The 15,951-nt window shown below is 63.2% G+C and carries 14 protein-coding genes and 1 pseudogene; 2 read left to right on the top strand and 13 right to left on the bottom strand.

Annotated features, from left to right (window positions below; genetic code table 11):
* Positions 1–14 precede the first annotated feature (14 nt).
* From ACWTU7_RS14890 to ACWTU7_RS14870, 5 genes and pseudogenes are all read right to left on the bottom strand, one after another.
* On the bottom strand, positions 15–650 hold the full coding sequence (locus ACWTU7_RS14890; protein ID WP_455838948.1) for a LysE/ArgO family amino acid transporter: 636 nt from the start codon (positions 648–650) through the stop codon (positions 15–17).
* Between the two features lie 178 nt (positions 651–828).
* Positions 829–2,006: pseudogene (locus tag ACWTU7_RS14885) on the bottom strand (hypothetical protein).
* A 54-nt stretch (positions 2,007–2,060) separates the two neighbouring features.
* Positions 2,061–3,071 carry a succinylglutamate desuccinylase/aspartoacylase family protein gene (locus ACWTU7_RS14880; RefSeq protein ID WP_455838947.1) on the bottom strand — a complete coding sequence of 337 codons (1,011 nt, stop codon included), beginning with the start codon at positions 3,069–3,071 and terminating at the stop codon, positions 2,061–2,063.
* A 9-nt stretch (positions 3,072–3,080) separates the two neighbouring features.
* A complete protein-coding gene (locus ACWTU7_RS14875) occupies positions 3,081–3,425 on the bottom strand; it encodes a RidA family protein (RefSeq protein ID WP_036267438.1) in 345 nt (114 codons plus the stop codon).
* A gap of 44 nt (positions 3,426–3,469) precedes the next feature.
* Positions 3,470–4,789, bottom strand: a complete 1,320-nt coding sequence (locus ACWTU7_RS14870; RefSeq protein WP_455838946.1) for an alanine racemase — start codon at positions 4,787–4,789, stop codon at positions 3,470–3,472.
* A 77-nt stretch (positions 4,790–4,866) separates the two neighbouring features.
* Between ACWTU7_RS14870 and ACWTU7_RS14865 the strand changes: the two genes are divergently transcribed.
* A complete protein-coding gene (locus tag ACWTU7_RS14865; RefSeq protein WP_455838945.1) occupies positions 4,867–5,808 on the top strand; it encodes an amidohydrolase family protein in 942 nt (313 codons plus the stop codon).
* Here ACWTU7_RS14865 and ACWTU7_RS14860 read toward each other — a convergent pair.
* Genes ACWTU7_RS14860 through ACWTU7_RS14845 form a run of 4 tightly spaced genes read right to left on the bottom strand, consistent with a single transcriptional unit; the run spans position 5,782 to position 10,292 of the window.
* Positions 5,782–6,753, bottom strand: coding sequence for an ABC transporter permease (locus tag ACWTU7_RS14860; RefSeq protein WP_455838944.1), 972 nt, complete (start codon positions 6,751–6,753; stop codon positions 5,782–5,784). The two genes, ACWTU7_RS14865 and ACWTU7_RS14860, sit on opposite strands and share 27 nt — an antisense overlap.
* Positions 6,750–7,715, bottom strand: coding sequence for an ABC transporter permease (locus ACWTU7_RS14855; protein WP_455838943.1), 966 nt, complete (start codon positions 7,713–7,715; stop codon positions 6,750–6,752). Before ACWTU7_RS14855 ends, ACWTU7_RS14860 begins: the two co-directional genes overlap by 4 nt.
* Entirely contained in the window at positions 7,712–9,220 is a 1,509-nt protein-coding gene (locus tag ACWTU7_RS14850; protein ID WP_455838942.1) for a sugar ABC transporter ATP-binding protein, read from the bottom strand. Before ACWTU7_RS14850 ends, ACWTU7_RS14855 begins: the two co-directional genes overlap by 4 nt.
* 19 nt (positions 9,221–9,239) lie before the next feature.
* Entirely contained in the window at positions 9,240–10,292 is a 1,053-nt protein-coding gene (locus tag ACWTU7_RS14845; RefSeq protein WP_455838941.1) for a substrate-binding domain-containing protein, read from the bottom strand.
* Positions 10,293–10,532: 240 nt separating this feature from the next.
* On the opposite strand from ACWTU7_RS14845, the gene ACWTU7_RS14840 reads away from it, so the two are divergent.
* On the top strand, positions 10,533–11,333 hold the full coding sequence (locus ACWTU7_RS14840) for an IclR family transcriptional regulator (RefSeq protein WP_455838940.1): 801 nt from the start codon (positions 10,533–10,535) through the stop codon (positions 11,331–11,333).
* A 238-nt stretch (positions 11,334–11,571) separates the two neighbouring features.
* On the opposite strand, the gene ACWTU7_RS14835 is transcribed toward ACWTU7_RS14840, so the two are convergent.
* From ACWTU7_RS14835 to ACWTU7_RS14820, 4 genes are all read right to left on the bottom strand, one after another.
* Positions 11,572–12,591, bottom strand: a complete 1,020-nt coding sequence (locus ACWTU7_RS14835) for an isopenicillin N synthase family dioxygenase (RefSeq protein ID WP_455838939.1) — start codon at positions 12,589–12,591, stop codon at positions 11,572–11,574.
* 212 nt (positions 12,592–12,803) lie between these two features.
* Positions 12,804–13,514 carry an SDR family NAD(P)-dependent oxidoreductase gene (locus ACWTU7_RS14830; protein WP_455838938.1) on the bottom strand — a complete coding sequence of 237 codons (711 nt, stop codon included), beginning with the start codon at positions 13,512–13,514 and terminating at the stop codon, positions 12,804–12,806.
* Positions 13,515–13,652: 138 nt separating this feature from the next.
* Positions 13,653–14,234, bottom strand: coding sequence for a DUF1349 domain-containing protein (locus ACWTU7_RS14825; RefSeq protein WP_029355116.1), 582 nt, complete (start codon positions 14,232–14,234; stop codon positions 13,653–13,655).
* A gap of 87 nt (positions 14,235–14,321) precedes the next feature.
* On the bottom strand, positions 14,322–15,839 hold the full coding sequence (locus ACWTU7_RS14820; protein ID WP_455838937.1) for a S10 family peptidase: 1,518 nt from the start codon (positions 15,837–15,839) through the stop codon (positions 14,322–14,324).
* Between the last annotated feature and the right edge of the window lie 112 nt (positions 15,840–15,951).

Genomic DNA, 15,951 nt, shown 5'->3' with positions numbered 1-15,951 from the left:
CTGACGGTCATCGCTCAAGCTCCGTTCAGGATGTTTGCGGCCAGGAGAAGGGCTGCCAGGATCAGAACAAGACCGGCGATCGCGTCCATCCGCTTGCGGTAGATCGGGCGGTCGAAACGGCGCGACAGGCTCACCCCGGCCAGGCTCCAGCCATAGAACTTGATTGGGGAAGCTGTGAGGAACCCGGCAGCGAACCCCGCCTGTTCCTCGCTGCCGTAGCTGAACGAGAGAACGCCGACGAGAAACATCGCCTCGAGCCAAACCAGAGGATTGAGCCAGGTAATGGCAAGCATCGATCCGATCGCCCGAGATCGGGACTTGCCGCCTGTTGTGGCGGCCGCCGTCCTGCGTTTCCGGCTGATGTTGAGCAAGGTGCGCGCGCCCCACCAGGCGAGGAATATGGTGCATACCGCCTGCAGCACACCGGAGATTGCGGGATGGTGCGTCAGCAGCGTTCCAAGCCCGCCGATTCCCATGGTCACCAAAGCGATTTCCGAGACGTATCCGGTGGAAGCGACCGTAAAGGGGTGGCTGCGGGTCAGCCCCGCCTGGATCAACATGAGGTTCTGGGGGCCGAGGGAAAAGATAAGCCCGAGGCCGAACACGAAGCCGGATTCCGCTGCCGGCGACAACAGGGCGTCGGCTGCCATGTGACGCCACCTGGCTTTTTCGGTCCCGCACCCTTCTGCTCTGCCGCCCACGCGACGTAGGATGGGAGGCAGGCGCATATGGATCGCTTACGGCAAAGCCGGCAGTCCCGCTCCCAGGTTCACGGTTCGAGGACCGGACCTGGATTGACAGCTAGACTGCGGCACACGGATCGATTCTTCAAACAGCTCGTGCTGCACGCACCCAATCGAGTCTTGCGGCGGGAACAAGGCCGTAATTGTAAAAATTGATACCGTCGACATCAGGCGCCAGCGCCGGTTTTACCTTGGCGGCGAGGATTTCAGGGCCCGCCATTTTCGGATAGAAGAGCCGATAGCCGGCGCCGAGGCATTTCTCTGCTCCGAGCGCGGTACGGCCGGCCGCCATCAGGCCTGCGACATCGCCGGCCTGCATGTCGTAGGCACACAGGATCGCCCCGTCACAGACGTTGCCGAGCGCTGCCAGATCGCAGCCGCCGAGCCAGCCATCTTTGAGGTCGATGATGAGGACACGTGTCTCCGGGTCGGCAACCTCGCGCAGCTCGGCGACAAGACTGGTCACCGGCTCGAACCGCCACAACAGATAGGCATGGAGTTGCGGCCAGGGCAGAAAGGTGTCGAGGCCACTTGCGGGAAATTCTGGAAAGCGCCGTTCAGGAACCGCGCGCTCGCACGCCTCGGCAATCCACTGCTTGACGAGCTCACGCGCCGCCTCGCCTTCGATGCCGGCACCGGCCGCACGCGCGAGGCAGGACGGACAGAAGCACAGCGACAGAAGGAAATCGTCTTCCGGCGTCAGCCCGACACCGTCCTTCTCGTGATGGTATTCATGGGCAAAGCCCATGAAGGACGGGCTTTCAAGTTCGATTCTGTCCGGCTTGTAAGTATGCGTGATATCCGCGGCCAGCGCCCGGACATAGGCGCGCGCATCCGGATGCGATGGGCAGAGATTGTAATAATTGGGGTCGCCAAAGGCGTTGCGGGTGACGGCCTGCGGATAAGCATGCCGAGGCGGGTATTGTGCAGGCAGACCGTCCAGCACGACACCTGGAGGCCGCCTGCCTCGCGCCGTTGGACAAGTTCGGCCAGAACGTCGCCACCTTCCGTGATCACGTCCGCCACCTTGGGCTGGATCACGAGATCGGCCCATCGCGCGGTGGTTGGTTTGAAGTAGATCGTGCCGTCCTCCGGGAAATAGGCTTTGCGGCGCGGGCTGCGCGGCTGCAGGAACCGGCCGGCATGATAGGAGGTCGCCAAGCTGATCATGTTGAGCCCGGCACGCTCGAACAGATCGCGTTCGACCATCTCCAAGCCCAAGTCCTGGACATCCCAGGGATAGGTCCACATCGAAAGCTGCATGAAATATCCTCAGTTTTCTGCAATGGCGCCGTGAAGACGCCGATTGGGCTCCCGTCAGCCTTCCACCGGTTCGGCGACTTGCAAGAGGCAGTCTCCCGCCTCGCACATCGTGTGCAGCCGGCGCGAAAGTACGATACCGCTTTCGGCGAAATGCAGGGCTTCCTCGGCAAGATCGAGCCGTTCGAGGTCGTGATACCAGCCGGCCAATTGTCCGGCGGCCACGCCGTCGCCGAGCCTGACGGCGGGTTCGAACCAGCCGCGGCGGGTGGCGTACAGGCCCTGACTGTGCCGGGAAAGCGAGAGCAGTCGCGTCGGCGCCGTAGGCTTTGACTCAGGCGCAAGGACCGGCGCTTCGACCACGCCGAGGGTAATCATCAGACTGTCGATCGCGCGAGCGGTAATCGCCATCGTGTCGACTGTGGCGGTGCCGCCGCCGCCGAACTCGCCGCTGACGCCAATGGCACCGGCCCGGCGGGCTGCGCCCATGGAGGTCGGCGAGGCCCGGCCATTGTCGGCCACGAACCCATACGGCATGCCGAGCGCCCGCATCAGTTCAACCCCGCGCCCCTGCCGGTCGGGATCGGTATTGCGCTCGACAAGCGCCGTGGGAAGATGCTCCATCGAGGTGCCGCCCGAATGAATATCGAAGATGACGTCGTGGCGGGGAAACAGTTCCGTCTCCAGGAAATTGGCAAGCCGGCTTGTCGGGGTGCCCAACGGATCGCCGGGAAAGGCGCGGTTGAGATTGCCGCCGTCAAGCGGCGAACAGCGTTTGGCGGCCATGACCGCCGGTGCGTTCGCCATCGGCAGAATGGTGACACGGCCCTTGATCCGCTTAGGATCGAGCCGGCGGATCAGCTTTGCCAGCGACAGCTCGCCCTCATATTCGTCGCCGTGATTGCCGGCCATCAGAAGCAGTGACGGACCTTCGCCGTTGCGAATGAGGCAGATCGGGACTTTGACCTGGAAATAGGGCGAACGGTCTATCGAGAAGGGAATGCTGAGATGGCCTGATGTCTTGCCGTCCCGGTCGAAGTCGAGCGTATGGGCGAGGCCGGTGTGCATGGCGGCAACTCAGACGGCGGCAACCGCGGTGACCTCGATACGGAGATCGGGGTCGGCGAGACGGGCCTCGACGCAGGCCCGCGCCGGCAGGCGTTGAGGATCCACCCAGGCATCGTAGATGCTGTTCATGGCGTCGAAGTCGCCGATCTGCGGCAGGAAGATGTTGACCGCCACAAGCTTCGACTTGCTGCTGCCGGCCTCGACTAAGAGCGCCTCGATCTTTGAGAGCACATCGCTGGTCTGGCCTTCGATACCGGCCTTGCGATTGTCAGCCACTTGGCCTGCGATGTGGACGAGGCCACCATAGACGACCGCCTGCGACATGCGGGAGCCGGACTGGAAATACTTGATCATATTGGATCCTTTCGAGGTTCTCTTGGGGCCGCCGCAAGATCCGGTCAGCCGAAATAGGTGGGAAAGGCGTGGCGGACATGGCCGGCCGCGTCGACGCCGAAGATCACGCGATAGCGATCGAGGCAGGTGCAGGGATGGGAGATGCCGAATTCAATGATGTCGCCAACGGCAATGTCGTCGCTGGGTGCAATCGACAGGAAGGCGTGCTGGTCGTTGAGCTTGAAGACCTCGGCGTGCGGTACCGGCAGCGGCTTGCCGGCCCGGAAGACCGCGAGCACCATCGGAAACCCCTGATCGAACGACACGTCGCGCATACCCATGCCGCATATCGCGAGGCCGGGCTCCGGCCGCGACAGCACTTCGGCCCATAGGCGCAAAGCCGGACGAAACGAGTTTCGTGCGGAAACACCAACGCCGCCGACTGCAAAGCCCTTGCGAGCATCGAGTGCGCTAAGCGAGCGATGATAGATGCCATGGTCGTGGAAGAAGATGGCGCCGCTGCGCAACACCAGCGTCGCATTGCCGTCCCTGGAAACGGCGGGCGAAAGCGCGGCGACCACTTTGTCGAAGAACACCGAGCCGCCGGCCGTGACGACCAGCGGCGCAGCGCCGCCGACGCGGGCGCGAAGCCGCAGCAACATGTCGGCGGTCATCGCCAACAAATCGGAGATCACCTCCTCGGCGCGGCCGGAGTCGGGTTGCGCCGCGGCACCTTCGTAGGTTGCGACACCGGCAATCAGCAGTCGTCCGCCGGCTGCATCAACTGCATCGGCGATCGCCTCAACTTCGCCAGTAGTCCGCGCGCCTGCCCTCCCCGCACCGAGTTCGACGAGCACGCGCAACGGCGGCAGCATCGCATTGGACCGCCAGGCTTCGGCGAGCGCATTCACGGCGACGGCAGAGTCGGCGAAGACGAAGAGCTCGACGCTTGGCCAGGCGCCAACCAGCGCGGCGAGCCGGTTCGCACCGCCTGATCCACCAACCTCGTTGGCGATGATCAGCCGTGTGAGGCCGGCCCTGAGCATCACCGCGGCTTGTCTGATATCCGCGACGGTCGTGCCCCATGCTCCGGCCTCTACCAACGATCGAGCAAGGTCCGGCGCCATCGGGGTCTTGGCATGCGGCGCGATCATGGCACCATGTTCACCTGCATAGCGCAGAAACAGGTCACGATTGGCGATGAAGGCCTCCTCGTCGAGGGTCAGCACCGGCAGCGACATGCGCCCATCAGCCGGATGCCAGCGCTCAGATGCGACAAGGCTGCTGTCCAGCCCGAAGGTGCCGGGCGGCACGCCGCGGATGCAATCATCAAGCAGGAACTTTTCACGGGTCGCGAGCGACAGTACGGGTGAGTTTTCGGTCATCCGATGCTAGTCCTTTCGCGTTCGCAGGATGAAGTCCGGATCGATTTCCGATGCCGGCCACAGCATGAGAGAGATGCGTGCCAAAGCTTTACTCCGGACCGATCATCGATGCCCACCATCATCTTTGGGATCTCGGCCTCGGCCGGCACCCCTGGCTCGCTACAACGGCTGGCGAACGCGGCGGCCTGGGCGAGGTTGGCCCCTTGCGGCGAAACTATCTTCCAGAGGATTATTCGCGCGACGCCAGCCGGCACAATGTCGTCGCCACCATCCATGTCGAAGCCGGTTGGGCCGGGGATGACTGCGTCGGCGAAACGCGGTGGCTTGAAACGCTCGACAAGTCGCGTGGCGTGGCCGCCCGCTACGTCGTTCACGTCCCGCTGGCGAACCGCCATGCGCCGGCACTGGTCGAGGCGCAGGCGGCATTCGACCGTGTCGTCGGCGTGCGCGACATACTGAGCTGGGATCCTGACCCTGCCCGCCGTTTCGCTGCCCGTGACGGCATCATGGACGATCCGGGCTGGCGGGCCGGCCTGTCCCTGCTTGCCGGCCATCGGCTGGTTTTCGATCTGATGGTGTTTCCGCGCCAGCTCGCCGGTTCGGCGCGCCTTGCAGCGGCCTATCCGGACCAGTTCTTTGTCCTCAACCACTGCGGCAGCCCGATCGATCGCGATTCCGACGGAATGCGGGCGTGGCGCGAAGGAGTTCGGCGTTTGTCCCAGTGTGACAACGTCGCCATCAAGATATCGGATCTGGTCGCCTACGATCATGACTGGACGCTCGACAGCCTGAAGCCGGTTGTCATGCATTGCATAGACTGTTTCGGCACGCGGCGCGCGATGTTCGGCAGTGACTTCCCGGTGGCCGGTCTGCACGCGTCGTTCGATGCGGTATATGACAGCTTCAAGGCCATTGCCTGCGAGCTTTCCGCAGACGAGCAGACGGCGCTGTTCTTCGGCAATGCAAGGCGCATCTACCGGCTGGACGGTATGTCATCGGCGGGCCTGCTCCCTGCCTGAGAGAAGCAGCAGCCCAAGGATCAGCGAACCGAACAGAATGCTGCGCCAGCCGGGCGATGCGTTGACGACGGTGATCAGAGCCGTGATTGTGACCAGCAGGATGGCGCCGGGGACGGTGCCGGCATAGGTGCCGAGCCCGCCAAGGATCGAGGTGCCGCCGAGAACCACGGCGGCAATCGAGGCGAGGAGATAGGGATCGCCGATCCCGACATAGCCCTGTCCGTTCATGCCGAGCACCAGCACGCCCGCAAGCCCTGAAGTGAAGCCGCTGATGCCGTAGACCGCCAGGGTGGTCGAGGCGACGGGAACGCCGGAGAGTGCCGCGGCGAGTGGGTTGGCGCCCATGGCGAAGAGCCGTGCTCCAAAGGATGTGGCATGCATTGCGGTCAGTACGATCACGGAGACGGCCAACCACAAGAGCACACCTGCGGGAATACCGGCCGGCCGCGCATTGCCGAGCCATCGAACCAGCGGGTTTTCGGCGGTCACGGCGCTGCCGCCGGCGATGATGATCAGCAGACCCTGCAGGAATGTCGCCATTGCCAGGGTCATGATCATCGGATGAACGCGCAACAGCGCCACGCCTAGCCCGTTCACCAGACCGATGGTCGTCGTCAACGCAAGGACGGCAAGGACGGCGGTGAGCCCGGTCGGATCCGCCTGCCACGGCAGCAGCGGCAGGCTGACGGCGCTCACTGTGACGATCGCCGCGACGGAAAGGTCGATGCCGCCGGCGATAACTACAAAGGTCTGGCCCGCCGCAACCAGGCCGATGACCGCGGCCAGTTCGACCAGATAGCGCAAATGGCCATAGGCGCCGAAGCCACGCGACGCGAAGCTCGCCGCGATCCACACCCCTGCTACGATGGCGACCGTGAGGAAGGGCCGGCTGCGCAGGATTGTCAGGGCGCGTCTGCCGCCAACGGTCTCTTTCCATGCTGTCATTGCTGCACCTTGCGGAATTGCGGGATGGCGACCGCCCCGATGATGATGAGGCCCTGGGCGACATACTGGGCGACCGGCGTGAAGCCGAGGAAGAACATGACACTGATCATCAGGCTGAGCAGCAGGCTGCCGGCAAGAGCGCCGCGCATCGTGCCTTGCCCGCCGAGGAAACCGATGCCGCCGAGCACGGCGGCGGCGATGGAATTCAGCGTGAACGCCGTGCCGATGACCGGATCGCCCGAACCCGTTTGCGCGGCGACTAACAGGCCGGCGCCTGTGCAAAGCAGACCGCTGATCGCGTAGGCGGCGATCCGGGCACCGTCGACCGGCACGCCGGAGCGGTAGGCGCCGACCGGATTCTCGCCGGCGGCATAGAGGCTCAAACCAAGCGGCGTGGCGAGATAGAGCTTCCACAGAAGGACGATGAGCACCAGCAGCACGAAGGCCGCGGGCGTGTTGCCGGCAAGCAGGTCCGACAGCCACTCCGGAATGGCGCCGCCGGGTCTCGGCAGGATGAGCAGCGCAGCACCGCCGATGATGAAGGAGCCGGCGAGCGTCACCACGATCGCCGGCAACCGAAGTTTTACGACGATCAACCCGGTCGCGGCACCGATGCCGAGACCGGTGAGCGCCACCGCAGCGGCACCGCCGGCTACGCCCAGCGGCCCAGTCATTATCGTCGCGGCGATCACCGCGCCCAGGCTGACCATTGCGCCGATGGCTAGGCTGATGCCGCCGGTAAGCATGAGGATCGCCTGGGCCATGGCGACCAGCGCCAGCGGAAACCAGCTCTGGGTGAATTTGGCGAAGCCGGAACCGGTCAAGAGGCCGGGAAAGAGGACGCCATAGGCGACGAGGAATGCCATGACCACGGCGAACAGGCCCCGCACGCCAACATTGCGGCGCAGCTGAACCGGCCAGTAGAGAGCGCCGGTTTGCCTTGAGGAGCCCACCGTACTCATGCCGCCACCTTGCGCTGTTCGGCGCCCATCGCGGCGGAAACGATCGCTTCCTCGCTCAGTGCGCCGCGCTCGAGCATGGCCACGATGTGGCCCTCCCGGACGACCGCAACGCGGTCGCAAAGGTGCACCAGTTCGGGTGTGTCGGAACTGAGCAGCACGACCGCCTTGCCGGCGGCGGCGAAGTTGCGAAGCATCATATAGATTTCGCGCTTGGTCTCGACATCGACGCCGCGTGTCGGGTCATTGAGGAGAAGCACAAGCGGGTCGTGCGGCATCCATTTCGCCAGCGCGACCTTCTGCTGGTTGCCGCCCGACAGGGCCTGTGCCGGCCGGCCGAGGTCGCCCTTTATGGCAAGCTGGACGGCGAGACCTCTTGCCGTCTCACGCTCGGCACGGCGGCTGCGCAGCTTCAGCGCCGGCAGTCTTGCGAAAGCGGGCAGCATCATGTTGGTGATGATGGAATGGATCAGGTGCAGGCCTTCGCGCTTGCGGTCGGCCGGGACATAGGCGAGGCCAAGCGCGTTGGCCTTCGGCACACCGGCGGGCAGACCCGAAGCACCGTTGACGGTCGCGGATGCTGTCCTCGCCGGAATGGCACCGTAGAGGCCGAGCAGCAAATCTTCTTGCCCTTGCCCAACCAGGCCTCCGATGCCGAGCACCTCGCCCGTCCTGATGTCGAGATCGACATCGCGCATCAGGCCGGCCGAAAAATTGCGAACCGAGATGGCGCTGGCAGCCGATGCCGAAGGCTGCCAATGCGGAAAGAGGTCGCCGGGATCGCGGCCGACCATCAGCCGTACCAGTCCGCTGGCGTCGGTTCCTTCCAGCGTGCGGTCCGCCGTGCAGGTGCCGTCCTTCAGGACAGTGACATGCTGGCACAGCGCCATGACTTCGTTCAGCCGGTGCGAAATGTAGAGAATAGCGATGCCCTCGCCGCGCAGCCTCTCCAGCAACTGCGTCAGGACTTTCGTTTCGGTTGCCGAAAGCGACGAAGTGGGTTCGTCGAGAATGAGCACGCGCGGCCGGCGGTAAAGCGCCTTGGCTATTTCCACCATCTGCCGGCGGCCAAGCGACAAATGTCCGACCGGTATCGAGAGCGGTTCGTGAAGCCCGACAAGATCGCATGCTGCCCTGGCCCGCACGGCGAGTTCGGGATAGTCGAGCAAACCGAACCGGCGCGGATAGGCGCCAAGGCCGATGTTCTCGGCGATGGAGAGGCTGGCCGTCAGGCTGAGTTCCTGCTGGACAACCGCGATCCCCGCCTGTTGCGCATAGGCGGGAGTCATGCGCGACACCGGGCGGCCATCGACCTCGATCGACCCCCCGTCCGGGCGCAAGGCACCGGACAAGAGGTTGATCAGCGTCGACTTTCCGGCGCCGTTCTCGCCGAGCAGCGCATGCACGCGGCCCGGCTGGAGAGCGATGGACACGTCGTGCAGGACGGGGTTGCCGAAGAAGGACTTCGACACCCCCCGCGCGGCAAGAAGCGGAGCCGTGGCCACCAATTTCTGCGACCTTTCAGGCTTATTGTTCAGCCAGCAGCTTCTTGAACAGCTCCTCGTCGTAGGGCGAATAGATGTAGCCGTCGGCCGGAAAATCGGCCGCCCGGCCGAGGTACTGATCGATGTTGGAATTGTCGATCACCGGCAGCGGGATCTTGACGAAAGCCGGCACGTCCTTGCCCTCCAGCGCCTGGACGGCGGTGTAGGCGGCGAAGGCGCCGAGCCAGTTCGGCTGCATAGTCGCCCAGCTCTTGAGGTCCTTTTCCTTCCAGAGTTCGAGAAACTGACGGGCATTCTCGCCGGTGATCGGCACCTGTTCGCGGCCCTGCTTGTCGAGGGCGAGTACCGCACCCGCCGACAAGGCGCCGCCGAGCGACAGAATTCCGTCGATCTCGGAATTGGCGAACAGCAGGCTGGTGACGGCTTCCTGTGCAGGCGCGACGTTGTAGGGCGTGTTGGTCTCGGCAAGGACCGTCACGTCAGGATGGGCCTTAAGCGCCGCGTCAGCGCCTTTGCGCCGATCGTCGCTAACCGAAACGCCGGCCGGGCCGTTGAGGATCAGAATCTTGCCCTTGCCGCCGATCGCGTCGATCAGGAACTTGGCCGCCTGATCGCCCCACTGGGCGGAATCGGTGTTGACCTTGGCGGTCACCTGGTCGGTGTCGACGAGGCTATCGAAGTTGATGATGGCGATGCCCTTGGCGCAAGCGTCCGCCAGCACACGCGCCGGCGCGGTCGACGAGCCGGCAATCAGGATGATGGCGTCGACGTCGGAATCGATCATCGACTGGATCTGCTGGATCTGAACGTTGGCGTCACCCTGGGCGTCGGTCACGACAAGCTTGTCGACCAGTCCTTGCTTCTTCAACGCCTCGACTTCGGCTTCGATAGTGCCCTGTGTCTGCTTCATCCAGGTCGGCACTGAATAAATGTTGGCCCAGCCGATCGTGTACGGCGCCTTGCGGTCGCCCTTGATGCATTTGGCGGCCGCATTGGCCTGCGAGCCGGCGCCGAGGCTCAGGAGGAGACCGAAGCAAAGGGCGCTGGCGGATGCGAAAAACGACAATTTCGTCATGATTGTTCCCTTCTGAGGTTAGGCCTGGACGTGCGGGGTCCGGACGAAAAAGCTCGCCGGTTGCCGCATCCGGAAACCGCCTGTTTTTTCGTCAGAATTTTCTGCGCCTGGCTCGTTATTGTCTGATATTTCAGACAGCATGTCTGTATATCGGACAAATCGGATGCTAGACTGAGCCTTGACATCTTTCAAGCGTCTTGAGACGAGGGCCGAATTGATTTTTACGCGGATGCGGCCGACATGAGCGATAGCGCCACTGGTCTGATCGAAACGGAAGCCGGCGCCCAGCGGCGTAATGGCGAACGGCGCCGCGGCATCGACCGCGTCATCATGCTGCTGGAAGCGCTTTTACGACACCGCGCGCCGATGCGCGTTGGCGACATCGCCAAGATGATCGGCGCACCGCGTTCGACCACCTACGAAATCGTCAACAGCCTGCTCGAAGCCGAAATGCTCGAAAATGTCGGGACGGAAGGCTACGTCTATTTCGGGCGGGCTATGCATCTGTTCGGCTGGGCCTACTCGCATCACAACGCCCACTACCGGCGCATCATCGAGACGCTGGACAAGATGGCCGCTGAGACAGGCGAGACCGTGCAGCTGTGCGGCCTGCGCGGGAACAAATACATCGTTCTCGATTGTCGTGACTCTTCCGGCCCTTTCCGGATTTCAAGCGATGTCGGGGTCGAGGTGCCGATCCCGTGGACGGCATCCGGGCGGCTCTTGCTTGGCCATATGAGTGAGGAAGAGGTGAAGGACTTCATCCCGCCTGGCGACTACAAGCTGCCTGACGGCCGCGTCATTGCGCCAGCCGAATTCTTCAGCGATGTCGCCCTGGCCCGCCAGCAAGGTTTCAGCGAGACCGCTGCTCTGGCCGACCGCTTCACGTGGTGCATGGCCGCGCCTATCCGCGATGGCCACGGCGCCATCAACAAGACCCTTTGCTTCGTATTGCCAGTCGACACAGCGGAAACGCGGCGCAGCGAGTTGCTTGCCCTGCTGTGCGAACGCGCCCGTGGATTGTCGTTGGCGGGAAGCTAATTTTTGAAGAATCGGCCCTGACGCATTCGCCAAGAGAGCGCGGAAAAAAGGCCGGGCTCGAATCGGCCCGGCCAAAATGAAGGTTACAACCTTCAGAGGGGGAACGCCGTTCACCGGAATGGGAGGAAACCGTCGAACGGTCTTACCTGTTTGAGCTTGTTTGGGCGTGTTGGCGACGAACAAAATTCCAAAAGCCGGCGGGATGACGAAAATTCCTGTTCTATTTGCTCTGACGTTTTCAGACAGATGACGCCCTCGTCTCAAGGAGCTCGGCATAATATCGGCGCGCCACGTCGGGGTGCGAGCGCAGGCGACTTTTCAGCACGTTGGTTCCGGCGTCGCGAAACAGCGGGTTGTCCGGATCGCTCGCCGGTCCGCGCGCCTCGGCAGCCAGTTCTTCAGGCAGTGTGAGCAGCGGGATCGTCGCATCGAGCCGGGCGCTGAAGAAGAAAGGAACGGATATTCGCTCGACACCGGCCGACGGTGTGACGACACGATGGACGGTCGCCCTGAGATAACCGTTCGATGCCAGTTCGAGGAGCTCGCCGATGTTGACCACCAGCGTTCCGGGAATGAGATCCACATTCACCCAGCTTTCGTCATATTCGACCTGCAGGCCCCTGTTGTCGTCCTGGAGCAGGAGCGTCAGGAACCCGCCGTCCTTGTGCGCGCCGACGCCCTGGTCACCACCGGTTGCGTCGCGTCCGGGATAGCGCACGATCTTCATGCGATGGTTGGGCTCACCGCTATAGATCGGATCGAAAGCGTCCTCGGCCTGGTTGAGCGACAGCGCGAAAGCCTTCAGCAGGCGGATCGCCACCGCCGTCGCCTTGGCCTGCCATGCCAGCAGCGCCGGCTCGAGTTCCGGCGGGGCCGAAGGCCATTGGTTCGGCCCTTGCAGCCGCGTCCAGGCAGGAATGCCCGGCCCCTGTGGTATGGGTCGACGCTCGACGCCGATGTCGAGTTGTTCGCGCCAATCGGCCTTGCCCTTGGTCAGTTCGCCACCGCTGCGCGTGTAGCCGCGGAATTGCGGGGATTTGACCATTTCGATGGCCAGCTTGTCGGCTTCCGGCAAGGCAAAGAACCGACGCGAGGCGCCGAGCACCTCGTCGATCTCAACAGCCGAAATTCCATGCCCGCTGAGATAGAAGAAGCCGACATCGCGGGCCGCCGTGCGCAGGTCGAACAGAAAGGTCCGACGCTCCGACGCGCCCTGTTCGAGACGGCTGAGATCGAGCACGGGTACAATCCTGGCCATGGTCAACCTCCTCCTGCCTCAAGGCTTGGATCAGGCCTTACGGTGACACGCAGGTCGTTGCGATCAAAGCAATGGTCGATCCAATCTCGACGCCAATGGAAGAAAGTCAGCGCTGCGTTTGGCGGCCGGCAGGCAAATAACGTCCGAACGGGTATTCCATGGCACGAAGGCATCATGGCAATCATATACGCGAATTGCAGTGCGGCCGACGCTCAGAAATTCTCGAGCCATGGCCTGAGTTCGAGCTCCCAAGTCCAGGCGCTGCGATGCTGCCGGTGGATTGCGAGATAGGTTTCGGCGATCGCATCTGGAGATAGCCGGCGGTCCTGCCGGTCGGGTTCGCTGGCCTGTCCGGGCCTATTCTGGCCGGGCTCGTTCGGCGCGATCACGCCGTCGACGATGAAATGCGCGACATGGATGTTTTTCGGGGCAAGTTCGCGGGCCATGGATTGGGCCAGTCCGCGCAGGCCGAACTTTGGCATGGCAAAGCCGGCCGAACCCGAAAACCCCTTGACGCTGGCGGTGGCGCCGGTGAACAGGATCGAGCCGGAGCCGCGGGAAAGCAACCGGCGCGCAGCCTGCTGGCCGACCAGGAACCCGCCATAGGCGCCGACTAGCAACGCCTGCTTGACCGATTCGGGATCGAGGTCGGCGATCGGTCCTAGGGCGCGGCCGCTGGCGTTGAAAACCACAAGCGACAGAGGACCGGCTTTGTCGGCGACGTCGAACAGGTTTTCGACCGACGCGACATCGGCAACGTCCGTTTCGACCGCCAGCGCGCCGGTCTCGTCGACCAGCGTGCTCAGCTTGCCGAGGTTGCGGGCAGCTAGGACCACGCGAAAGCCCTCCTTGGTGAGAAGACGTGCAAGCGAGGCGCTCAGCCCCAGCCCGGCTCCTGCGATAACTGCCACGTCTGATGTCATGGAGCTTCTCCCTTACGGATTCTGGTGTGGTACGGATTTAGTGCGGCGGATTGGCGATTCAGGCCTACCATTCGTGTTCTGAGGCATACCGTCCGTCAGATCGTAAAAGTCCGATTGGCCCGCATGCCATGGGACGCATCAGTCATGGAGTTCCCTCGAGATCGCCGGGCCGACCGAAAAATCGCTGAATGTGACTTCGAAACCTTCACGTTGCGGCGAACAGCACATCATGCCGATATCGACTGTTTTCGAGGGCGGGAAATAGGCGAGCCGCACCGGCTTCCAGTGATGGTCGGAGGCATCAAGATACTGAACACGGATTGTCTCGGCATGGCGGGTCAGCCGGATCCTGACGCCGTCCGGACCAGCCGGGATGCTGACCAACGACCAGTCGGAAGCATCATTGGTGACGACGACAGAAAAATACGCCAGCCCGTCGGTGAACTCGATGCCGGCCTTGACCCAGTGCGTCTCGCTCAGCCGGACCATCAAACCGGCCTGATCATAGAGCACCTTGTAGTCCCCCTTGACGGTGACCTCGGCGCTGAAGTCGCCCTCGACCTGCTGGTACAGGAGGTGGCCATTGTCGCGCCAGAAGCCGTAGAACGTCTCACGCCAGAAATCGGTTTCCTTGCCGGTGCGCACATGCACGGTGCTGTCGGCAAAAGCATGATGCGGTGGCGGGTTGAGCCAGGTCAGTTCTGCATCCTGAGATGTCATCGTTGCTCGCCTCTCCGGTTCGTGTTGCGTTATCGCGTCGAGGCGGCTACGCCCTCATCTGGACCATTGTACGCGGGTTCAACCGTTTCATTTCGGCACTTGATAAAGCTCGGACGCGGCCTCTCTCAGCGCGCGCCGGCTCTCTGGCCTGAAATACATCATGTGGCCGCCTTCCAGCAGGTCAATGCGGATCGGCTTTGCGCCAGGAAGCGAAGGAATCTGGCCGACAAGGTAGCGGGATGCCAAATAGGGTGTCACCAGGTCGGTGTAGCCGTTAACGATCAAAACGCCGAGGCCGGGGTTCAGCGCTCGCGCCTGCTGAAGGTCATCCATCACGCCGACATAGCCCTGACGCGTCGGGCTCGTCCCGTAATCCCAATTGCCGCTGACTTCACGGTTGAGAAGCCGGTAGCTTATTTCGGTGCGGAATTTCAATTCCTCACGCACATAGCTGACAAAGGCGGAAGTGAGCACCGGCACGCTTCGGTCGAGGACCGGATCAGGACCGCGAGGCCTTGGACTTTCCGGGGCGATGTCCGCCGTTTCGATCGTGCCGTCATAGGCGCTGAGAACATTGCCCCTTGCGCGCGCAAACTCCTTGGCGAAGAGTTCGGTGGGAATGCGTGCAAAGTTTCGTTTGACGAGTTCGAGCGGCAGGCCGGTGATTTCGGCCACGCGCGGGCTCGCCAGGCGCCCACCCTGTTCCAGCCCGCTGGCAAGCGCGACAAGATAGTCGCCGAGGGCATAGCGTTCGACATCGGCCAACCGCTCGTGCAGCTCGGAACCGGTGACGCCTTCGCTGCGCAGGCGCACCGCCGCCAGCGACGGGAGCTCAAGCGCCCAGTGGAGCGGCTGGAACTCGTCTGGGCGCACGAGCGTGAATTCGAGCGCCGGAGAGATGAGCACGAGGCCGCGAGGACTGACGCCGATATCATCCTGAAGCGTCTTGGCGAGCAGTGCAGCCCGAAACCCGCCATAGCTTTCGCCAGCAAGAAACACCGGTGACGCCGTGCGGCCCGCCTGTGCCAGATAGAAGCGAATAAAGGCGCCCATCGAGGCGGCGTCCTGGTTGACGCCCCAGAAGCTGCGCGCCTCGGTCCCGGGTGCTTCGCGGCTGTAACCCGTTCCGACGGGGTCGACAAAGACCAGGTCGGTCATGTCGAGCCATGTGTTCGGGTTGTCCAAAAGCCTCTGCGGCGATGGGAGAAAACTTCCATTATCCGCCGTCGCCATCACGCGGGGACCGAGCGCGCCGAGATGCAGATAGGCTGAAGCCGCTCCTGGACCTCCATTGAATACGAAGGTAACGGGACGCCGAGGGTCAGGTTCCCGGCTTGGCTCGGGACGTAGCGTGTAGGCGACATGAAAAATTTCCGCCGTGACGTCGCCCTTACCGGATAGCAACGAGAGCGTGCCGGCCTTTGCCTGATAGTTCAGCGTACGTCCCGCGATCACGATCGAATGATCAGAGATCTGGGGAGGCGGAAGCAGGGACAGAACTCCACCCGAAGGCGACGGCCGCTCGGCCACTTCCGCATGGCCGGCTGGAACGCCGCCAGCCAGCAGCAACATAGCAAGGGTGATTTCTAGCAGCTTGGTACGCATGACGACTCCGCAGCGGAAACAACTGGAAGCTATCACGCTGATGGCTCAGCCGAAATCACAGGATCGTGCAGCCCTTCGCTGCTGGAACGAGACCGATGGCTTTCAACGCACG

Source organism: Mesorhizobium sp. BHscii (genome assembly GCF_053848065.1).
This window is presented reverse-complemented; position numbering and strand designations above follow the sequence as displayed.